Genomic DNA, 6,917 nt, shown 5'->3' with positions numbered 1-6,917 from the left:
GGGGCGGCGGGGCATCTCGCGGCGCTCGCCGTCCGGCAGCACGGCGATGTGCGGCACATCGTCCCGGTCCACGTACGCGGCCTCGAACACGCCGTACGGTGTGCCTCTTCCGGGCGGCGCGGTGACGTGGAACCCGGGGTAGGAGCCGAGGGCCAGCTCGATGGCGGCGCCGCTGAGCGCGCGGCCGACGGCGTCCTGGTCGGCGTCCCGTACGACGAGGCGGAGCAGGGCGCTGCCGGTCTCTTCGGTGGCGGGGTCGGGGCGGTCGGTGCGGGAGAGTTCCCACCGCACGTGTGCCGGGCGGGACGTGGCGCGGTCGAGAGCGTCGTCCATCTGGCGGCGCACCAGGTCGGCCTTGGCCTCGATGTCGAGTCCGGTGAGGACGAAGACGACCTCGCCCCGGAAGCCGCCGAGGCGGTTGAGGCCGACTTTGAGCGTGGGCGGCGGTGCCTCGCCGCGCACGCCGTGCACGCGGACGCGGTCGGGCCCGGCCTGGGTGAGGCGGACGGTGTCGAGGCGGGTGGTGACGTCGGGGCCCGCGTACCGGGCGCCGCCCGTCTCGTACAGGAGCTGGGCGGTGACGGTTCCGGTGTCGACGAGACCGCCGGTGCCGGGGTGCTTGGTGATGACGGCGGAGCCGTCCTCGTGGATCTCGGCGATCGGGAAGCCGGGGTGCCTCAACCGGTCGGCATGGGCGGCGAACTGGGAGTAGTTCCCGCCGGTCGCCTGCGTCCCGCACTCAAGTACGTGCCCGGCGACGACGGCCCCGGCGAGCCGGTCGTGGTCCTCGGGGCCCCACCCGAAGTGCCAGGCGGCGGGCCCGCTGACCAGGGCGGCGTCGGTGACACGGCCGGTGACGACGACCTCGGCGCCCGCGTCGAGGCAGGCGGTGATCCCGGCGCCGCCGAGGTAGGCGTTGGCGGTGAGGGCGCCGGGGAACCGGCCGGTGGGAAGGAGGTCGTCGCCCTCGACGTGGGCGACGCGCACGCGCAGACCGAGGCGATCGGCCAACTCCCTCACGGCGTCGGCGAGACCGGCGGGGTTGAGCCCGCCCGCGTTGGTGACGATCCGCACGCCCCGGTCGGCCGCGAGCCCGAGGCACTCCTCCAGCTGCCGCAGGAACGTGCGGGCGTACCCGCGCGCCGGGTCCTTGAGCCGGTCACGGCCGAGAATCAGCATGGTCAGCTCGGCGAGGTAGTCCCCGGTGAGGACGTCGAGCGGGTCGCTGTCGGCGTTCGCGGCGCCCAGCATCTCCCTCATGGCGTCGAACCGGTCGCCGTAGAAGCCGGACGCGTTGCCTATGCGGAGTGGGCGCGTGAGCGTGCGGCTGGTCACGCGCCGCTCTCCTGGTGGCCGCTCCCGCCGGGTGCGCGCCCCTGTCCCGGCGGCCCCGCGAATGCCTGCGCGATGTCGAGCCACCGGTCGGCGTCGGATCCTTCGGCGCGCAGGGCGAGGTCGTCGCGGTGGGCGCGCTGGGTGACCAGGAGGCAGAAGTCGAGGACGGGCCCGGTGACCCGCTGCGCGGCGCGCTCGGGCCCGAACGGCCACACCTCACCGCCCGGCCCGACGAGTTCGACACGGAACTCGTCCGCGGGCGCGGCCATCCCGTGCGCCGCGAAGGCGAAGTCCCGTGCCCGTACGCCGATCCTGGCGATGTGCGTCAGCCGCCGGGTGGGCGTGGGCGGGCGCACGGCGCCGAGCGCGTCGGCGATGTCCCGCCCGTGGGCCCAGGTCTCCATGAGCCGCCCGGTGGCCATGGAGGCGGCGGACATCGGCGGCCCGTACCACGGGAACTTCGCGCCGCTCGCGGCGGCGTCCCGCAGCACGCGGTCGAGGAGGGTCCGGCCTTCCCGCCACCGGGCGAGCAGCGCGTCGGGCTCCTGGGCGGCGCCCTCCTGCGCCGCGTCGTCGACGAAGGTGTCCGGGGAGGCGAGCGCCTTGTCCACCTCGGCGCGGAACGCGTCCGCGTCACCGAGGGCGAGCAGCGCGGCCCGGTCGGTCCAGGTGAGGTGGGCGATCTGGTGGGCCACGGTCCAGCGGGGAGCCGGGGTGGGCAGGCGCCAGCGGTCGGGGCCCGCCCCGGCGACGAGCCGGTCGAGCTCCTCGCTCTCCTCACGCAAGTCGTCGAACACGGGCGGCAGTTCGGGTTCGGGCTCGGACACGGTGCGCTCCCTCGGGCAGGGCGGTGCGTGGTGCGGCGGCGTGGTGGGAGCATGGCAGCGCCGCGAGAAACAATCAAGCGTGCTTGCATGAAAATGGCCGGACCCCAGGTCATCCGAGGCTCCACCCGAGGCATCACGCGAGGTATCGGCCGAGGCGTCACCCGATCGATCCAGCCCGACGGCGCGTTCATCGCCACGGCCGTGCCCGCCAGTGGGACGGGGACGGGCACAGGGCGATCGGTCTCACGCCCTGAGCGACCGGGCGGGCCGTCAGCCCCGACGGGTGGCCGCCCGCGTCCGCACCGCCCCCATGCTCGCCCCGATGACGAGCGCGATGGCCAGGGACTGCACCCAGCTCAGGGCCTGGCCCAGGACGAGGAAACCGGCCAGGGCCGCCACCGCCGGTTCCAGGCTCATCAGGATCGCGAACGCGGAGGCGTGCAGGCGCCGCAGCGCCATCAGCTCCAGGGTGTACGGGAGCACCGACGACAGGACGGCCACCGCCGCGCCGAGCCCCACCGTCACCGGATGGACCAGCCGGCCGCCCGCCTCCGCCACGCCCAGCGGCAGGCACAGCACCGCCGCCACGCCCATCGCGAGCGCGAGCCCGTCCGCCTGCGGGAAACGGCGTCCCGTGCGCGCGCTGAAGACGATGTACGTGGCCCACAGAGCGCCCGCCCCGAGCGCGCACGCCACACCGACCGGGTCGAGCCCCGCGAGCCCGTCACCCGCCCCGCCCAGCAGGAACACCCCGCACAGCGCCAGCGCCGCCCACAGCGCGTTGAGGGCGCGCCGCGACGCGATGACGGACAGGGCGAGCGGCCCGAGCACCTCGAACGTGACCGCGATGCCGAGCGGGACGCGGGCGGCGGCCTGGTAGAAGATCACGTTCATCCCGCCCATGGCGATGCCGAACGCCACGACCGTGCCCCAGTCCGCCCGCGCGTGCCCGCGCAGCCGCGGCCGGCACACGGCGAGCAGCACGACGGCCGCGACGACGAGCCGCAGCGTCACCACGCCGACCGCGCCCGCGCGCGGCATCAACTGCACGGCGAGCGCGGCACCGAACTGCACGGACACGACACCGGACAGCACGAGCCCGACCGGGCCGAGCGCGCCCCGGCGCGGCGCCCGTTCGGCGGCGGCCGACGTCGGGGTGGCCGAAACGGCCGGCGCCGCGACGGATTCGGTGTGCTGCCCACTCACGGTCGGCGTCCTCTCAGGTGCTGTCATCTCGGAGTCAGGTACGTATGAGGTGCGTACGCGCGTCGCGCACCTCGGTCACCACCACGCTAGAACCACCCCGCAAGCCGCGTGAAATGCATAATGCGCTCCCGTTATGCTCCGCAGGCATGACGACGAGAGAGACGCGGGTACGGGAACCCGACCTCCGGCACCTGCGCTGTTTCCTCGCCGTCGCCGACGAGGGAAACGTCACCCGTGCCGCCGCCCGCCTCGGCCTGAGCCAGCCCGTCGTCTCCCGCACGCTCGCCGCCCTGGAGGCGGCGCTCGGCGTGCGCCTGGTCGACCGTTCCACGCACCACCTCGCGCTCACACCGGAGGGCCGAAGGTTCCGGGAGAAGGCGGCCGTGGCCGTGACGGCGTTCGACGACGCGCTCGCCTCCGCCCGCACCGCCCACCGCCCGCTGCGCCTGGGCCACGCCTGGTCGGCGGCGGGCGAGTACACGACTGCGCTGCTGCGCCGCTGGCGCCGCGCCCACCCGGACGTACCGCTCGAACTCCTCCGCATCGACGACCGTACGGCGGGTCTGACGCGCGGCGCCGTCGACGTGGCCCTGTTGCGCGGCCCGGTCGACACGCCCGGACTGGTCACGGAACTGCTGCACCGCGAGGCACGGGTGGCCGCGCTCCCCGCCGACACCCCGCTCGCCCGCCGCCCCGCGCTCACCCTCGCGGACCTGTCCGGCCAGGTCATCGCCCTGAACACGGTCTCCGGCACGACCACGCTCGACCTGTGGCCGCCCGCGACCCGCCCCACCGCGACCCTCACGGTCGCCAACACCGACGACTGGCTCGCCGCCATCGCCGCGGGTCAGGCGGTCGGCATCACGTCGACCGCGACGTCCGGCCTCCACCCGCACCCCGGCGTCACGTACCTCCCGCTCACCGACGCGCCCGATCTGCCGGTGCTGCTGGCCCGCCGCCGGGGTCCCGGCCACCCGTCGGCCCCGGCGCTGATCGCACTGGCGCACGAGGTGGTCGGGCGGCGGTGACGCACCGGCCCCTCGGACCCGCCCGGCGGGGCGAGACCGCCCATCTCACCCACCGAACACGATCAAGCCCCGCATACCCCACCGACTAGGCTCGCCCCGTGGCTGAGATCCAGATTCCCGCTGACATCAAGCCCGCCGACGGACGTTTCGGCGCGGGCCCCTCCAAGGTGCGGACGGAGGCCCTCGACGCCCTGGCCGCCACAGGCACGTCCCTCATGGGCACCTCCCACCGCCAGGCCCCGGTCAAGAACCTCGTCGGCCGCGTCCGCGAGGGCGTGAAGGACCTGTTCCAGCTCCCCGAGGGATACGAGGTCGTCCTCGGCAACGGCGGCTCCACCGCCTTCTGGGACATCGCGACTCACGGCCTGATCGAGAACAAGTCCCAGCACCTCAACTTCGGCGAGTTCAGCTCGAAGTTCGCCAAGGCCGCCAAGCTGGCCCCCTGGCTCGCCGAGCCGACCGTGATCGCCTCCGACCCCGGCACGCACCCGGAGCCGCGGGCCGAGGCGGGCGTCGACGTCTACGGCCTGACCCACAACGAGACCTCCACCGGTGTCGCCGCCCCGATCAAGCGCGTCGCGGGCGCGGACGAGGGCGCGCTGGTCCTGGTCGACGCCACCTCCGGCGCGGGCGGCCTGCCGGTCGACATCGCCGAGACCGACGTCTACTACTTCGCCCCGCAGAAGTCGTTCGCCTCCGACGGCGGCCTGTGGATCGGCGTCTTCTCCCCGGCCGCGCTCGACCGCGCCGCGCGCGTCCACGCCTCCGGCCGCCACGTCCCGGAGTTCTTCAGCCTCCCCACGGCGATCGACAACTCCCGCAAGAACCAGACGTACAACACCCCGGCCCTCGCCACGCTGTTCCTGCTCGCCGAGCAGCTGGACTGGATCAACGGGCAGGGCGGCCTGGCCTGGTCCACAGCCCGTACGAAGGACACCTCGACGCGGCTGTACACCTGGGCGGAGGAGTCGAAGTACGCGACTCCGTTCGTCACCGACCCGACCAAGCGCTCGCAGGTCATCGGCACGATCGACTTCGCCGACGAGATCGACGCGGCGGCGGTGGCGAAGGTGCTGCGCGCCAACGGCATCGTCGACACCGAGCCGTACCGCAAGCTGGGCCGCAACCAGCTGCGCATCGCGATGTTCCCGGCGATCGACCCGGCGGACGTGCAGGCGCTGACGGCGTGCGTGGACTACGTCATCGACAAGCTGTAGGCGGCTTGTCCAAGGACGACAAGGGCGCCCGGCAGGCCATCGCCGGGCGCCCTTGACGTCTATGGAGTCGACAGCCGCGCCTCAGTCGTCCTCGGCGAAGAGTTCCTCGGCGGTCTCCACGGCCAGGGAACGGTCGAACCAGGTCGCCAGCAGCTCCAGGTCGGCGCAGTCCATGACCCGGTCGCGAACGGACTCGGACACTTCGATGCCACGCACGTCAAGCACCCGAAGGATGTCCTCGGCCTTTCCTTCCGCCTTGCCTTGCGCCTTGCCCTTCTCCTCACCATCGGAGTGGACCTTGATCCACGCCTCCTCCATCACGCTGCCGAAGCCGGGGAAGTTCGGGGTGTACACGGCCATCAGTTCCCTCCAATGATCGCGAGCCGGACCGTCGTCCAGACCGGCCTCGATGAATTCCGCCCAGTCCGCGTTGGGCCCCAGCACCGGCGCCACCGCGTCCAGTATGGCAAGGATGCCCGGGTCCTTGGCGTTGACGAGCACAGAGAAAGTGGTGCGGGCCGGATCCTTCGCCGCCTCGTCCGGGTCGGTGACCGGACGCAGGCCGATCGGCCCCAGGACCAGCGGGTACACCTTCATGCTCGTGTGGAAGCTTCGCCCGACGTGGATGGGGCGCTCCGCCCACGCCGCCGTCTTCTTGTCCCGGCACACCACCACCAGAATCGGCGGCAGCCGGTACTTCGCGTACATGTGCGCCAAGTAGTACGTCCAGCTGTTGTGCTTGTCCGGGTCCGGCTGGCTCTGCGACTCGACAGCCAGCAGAAACCCGCCTTCGTCGTCGACCGTGCGGACCCGGAAGAAGCTGTCCACCCGACGCTCCAGCGGCCTGATCTCGGTGAGATCGGTGTCCAGCGGCTCGATCGCGCTGTGATCGGGGAACTTGACACCAGTCTCCGACACAAGGCGCGCCAAGAGCTCCGGATCGTGCCGGAGGCCGACACCCCACTAGCGAGTGTTTTCAATGTGCGGCTCACAGCCACTCGTTGATGGCCGCGACCAGCACGGTTGCCTCGTAGCGGACGGCGAGTTTGTCGTAGCGGGTGGCGACCGCGCGGTGGCGCTTGAGGCGATCGATCCCGCACTCGACCGCGTGGCGAGCCTTGTAATCCTCCACGTCGAACTTCGGCGGACGCCCACCACGCGAGCCGCGCTTGAGGCGGTGGGCGACCTGGTCGCGCTTCTCCGGGATCGTGCAGCGGATCCCACGCCTGCGCAGGTAGGCGCGGTTCGCGCGGGACCCGTAAGCCTTGTCCGCGCGGCCTTGTCCGCTCGGGTGCGCGGGCGCC

At 72.9% G+C, this 6,917-nt stretch carries 6 protein-coding genes and 1 pseudogene; 2 read left to right on the top strand and 5 right to left on the bottom strand.

Annotated elements, in window-relative coordinates; all coding sequences use genetic code 11:
- The 3 genes from OFY01_RS13980 to OFY01_RS13970 form a co-directional block, all read right to left on the bottom strand.
- On the bottom strand, window positions 1-1,335 hold a 1,335-nt coding region (locus OFY01_RS13980; RefSeq protein WP_266599763.1), incomplete at its 3' end, for an acyclic terpene utilization AtuA family protein.
- Window positions 1,332-2,162 (bottom strand): TIGR03084 family metal-binding protein, encoded by an 831-nt coding sequence (locus OFY01_RS13975; RefSeq protein ID WP_266599761.1) that lies wholly within the window; start codon window positions 2,160-2,162, stop codon window positions 1,332-1,334. The genes OFY01_RS13980 and OFY01_RS13975, both read right to left, overlap by 4 nt.
- A 270-nt stretch (window positions 2,163-2,432) precedes the next feature.
- A complete protein-coding gene (locus OFY01_RS13970; protein ID WP_407700336.1) occupies window positions 2,433-3,395 on the bottom strand; it encodes an EamA family transporter in 963 nt (320 codons plus the stop codon).
- A gap of 119 nt (window positions 3,396-3,514) precedes the next feature.
- On the opposite strand from OFY01_RS13970, the gene OFY01_RS13965 reads away from it, so the two are divergent.
- Together OFY01_RS13965 and serC are read left to right on the top strand one after the other, a co-directional pair.
- Complete coding sequence (locus OFY01_RS13965; RefSeq protein ID WP_266599757.1) at window positions 3,515-4,396, top strand: LysR family transcriptional regulator; 882 nt, start codon at window positions 3,515-3,517, stop codon at window positions 4,394-4,396.
- A 98-nt stretch (window positions 4,397-4,494) separates the two neighbouring features.
- The gene (serC, locus tag OFY01_RS13960) at window positions 4,495-5,613 is read left to right on the top strand and encodes a phosphoserine transaminase (protein WP_266599755.1); all 1,119 of its coding nucleotides are present in this window, start codon (window positions 4,495-4,497) and stop codon (window positions 5,611-5,613) included.
- An 81-nt stretch (window positions 5,614-5,694) separates the two neighbouring features.
- Here serC and OFY01_RS13955 read toward each other — a convergent pair whose 3' ends face one another.
- Entirely contained in the window at window positions 5,695-6,531 is an 837-nt protein-coding gene (locus OFY01_RS13955) for an RpnC/YadD family protein (RefSeq protein ID WP_266599753.1), read from the bottom strand.
- 70 nt (window positions 6,532-6,601) lie between these two features.
- Window positions 6,602-6,917: pseudogene (locus tag OFY01_RS13950) on the bottom strand (transposase); the annotation flags it as partial.

It is taken from the genome of Streptomyces beihaiensis, assembly GCF_026274175.1.
GTDB lineage: Bacteria > Actinomycetota > Actinomycetes > Streptomycetales > Streptomycetaceae > Streptomyces > Streptomyces beihaiensis.
Note: the sequence above shows the minus strand (reverse complement) of the source record. Positions and strands in the feature narration are given on the sequence as shown.

Coding starts and splice junctions, on each gene's coding strand:
- OFY01_RS13970 (WP_407700336.1), bottom strand. CDS start 3,395: ATGACAGCACCTGAGAGGACGCCGACCGTGAGTGGGCAGCACACCGAA.
- OFY01_RS13965 (WP_266599757.1), top strand. CDS start 3,515: ATGACGACGAGAGAGACGCGGGTACGGGAACCCGACCTCCGGCACCTG.